We start from the raw sequence: 1,285 nt of genomic DNA, 5'->3' as shown, positions 1-1,285 counted from the left end.
TCATCATCTTCCTTTGCTTCCTAATAGGGCCGTCATTCCGTGTGGTCTCGGGTGTTTTTTTTGCCATCGAACCGTTCCGGTGGTGTAGCTGGGATAGGCGAATATCATCGCCTTTTGCTGGTTGGCGGTCAGTCCGGCGTCTATGATCTTGGCGAACAGGTTGATCTGAGCCTCGGCTTCCGGTCCGATCAAGGTGATGCCACAAATCACCTTCATTTCAGCTGTGCCGTTCCGAAATCTACGGTTGGGAGAAGTCCTGACTGCTCCCTGTGTCGGATCGTTTGGTCAGGAGGTAGACGATTGCGCCGATTGCGATCAGCGGCGTGGTGGTTGATGCCATCCAGGACACCGCGCCGAAAAAGTTGAAATAACAACAGCCCATCATTTGCGGCGCCATCGGCATCATATCGTCTATAGGGGTCATCATCTCCTAGTTCCTTTGCGATTGGGTATTGCGGGCGTTCTTTCGCCACAGTGCGTAGATTGTCAGCAGGATGAAAATTCCGAGCGCGGGAAGCAGCACAAAATCCAGGTATCCGACGACGGCGGCAAGTCCGACGGCGCCGAAGAGGACGACAAGAACAGGTGTGAAGCAGCAAAGCGCCGCGATGACCGTGCCGATGAGGCCGACCTTCAGGAGGCCATTCGAGGATTTTTCTTCAGTATTCATGTATCTTCTGTTTCCAAGCCTGCGGAAAACCCGCCTGGCGAAGAGGCTGTTTTCCTGATCAAATGGACACGGCCACTGCAGCGACGGCCTACGAAGTCCGTCCGCTTTGCTGCCGGTTCGCGTTTTCGGCAGAGTCGAGGCTGGCTTGCGCGTCATGCCGACAGCAAGTGTCTTCTGGCGCGCTGCCGGCGTGTGCCGGGCGTCTCCGTTGGAACTCTCGAAAGACCAGCATGGCACCGACGGCAGCGATCACAGTTGCAATCCAGCCGAGCCCCGACAGCCAGCCACTCAGCCCGCCCAGTATAACGGTGAGGATAACACCACCGCCTCCGCAACAGATCACCATAACTGGAGCGGCAATGACGAAGGCCAGAAGACCTCCCATGTGCCTGTCACTCATGGCCTTTCCCTTCCTTCGAGCCTCAGGAACCGCCAGGCTGAAGGACTTCAGCCGGGTAGCCATTGGCCAGGACCGCGTTGATGATCATGTCAGGGTCCGCCGCCTGGTCGTCGTAGGCCACCACATAAATTCCTTCGCCCCAGGACTGACCTTCAAGAAAGTCGACGATCTCGACGGAGGGTACGCCGCGCATAGCTGCCGCCACAGTAAAGGAA

General features: G+C 57.0%; 5 protein-coding genes. All 5 read right to left on the bottom strand.

Annotated elements, in window-relative coordinates; genetic code table 11:
- Positions 1-3: 3 nt before the first annotated feature.
- Positions 4-216, bottom strand: a complete 213-nt coding sequence (locus A2I95_RS39140; RefSeq protein WP_291737753.1) for a hypothetical protein — start codon at positions 214-216, stop codon at positions 4-6.
- 22 nt (positions 217-238) lie between these two features.
- On the bottom strand, positions 239-427 hold the full coding sequence (locus A2I95_RS39135; RefSeq protein WP_291737752.1) for a hypothetical protein: 189 nt from the start codon (positions 425-427) through the stop codon (positions 239-241).
- Between the two features lie 3 nt (positions 428-430).
- Complete coding sequence (gene merF, locus A2I95_RS39130) at positions 431-670, bottom strand: mercury resistance system transport protein MerF (RefSeq protein ID WP_027255798.1); 240 nt, start codon at positions 668-670, stop codon at positions 431-433.
- 88 nt (positions 671-758) lie between these two features.
- A complete protein-coding gene (locus A2I95_RS39125; protein ID WP_291737751.1) occupies positions 759-1,070 on the bottom strand; it encodes a hypothetical protein in 312 nt (103 codons plus the stop codon).
- A gap of 22 nt (positions 1,071-1,092) precedes the next feature.
- A partial coding sequence (locus tag A2I95_RS39120; RefSeq protein ID WP_291737750.1) for a periplasmic mercury ion-binding protein occupies positions 1,093-1,285 on the bottom strand: 193 nt, incomplete at its 5' end.

The organism is Leisingera sp. F5 (genome assembly GCF_001593695.1).
The sequence above is the reverse complement of the archived record's forward strand: the minus strand, read 5'-3'. Positions and strand labels throughout refer to the sequence as shown.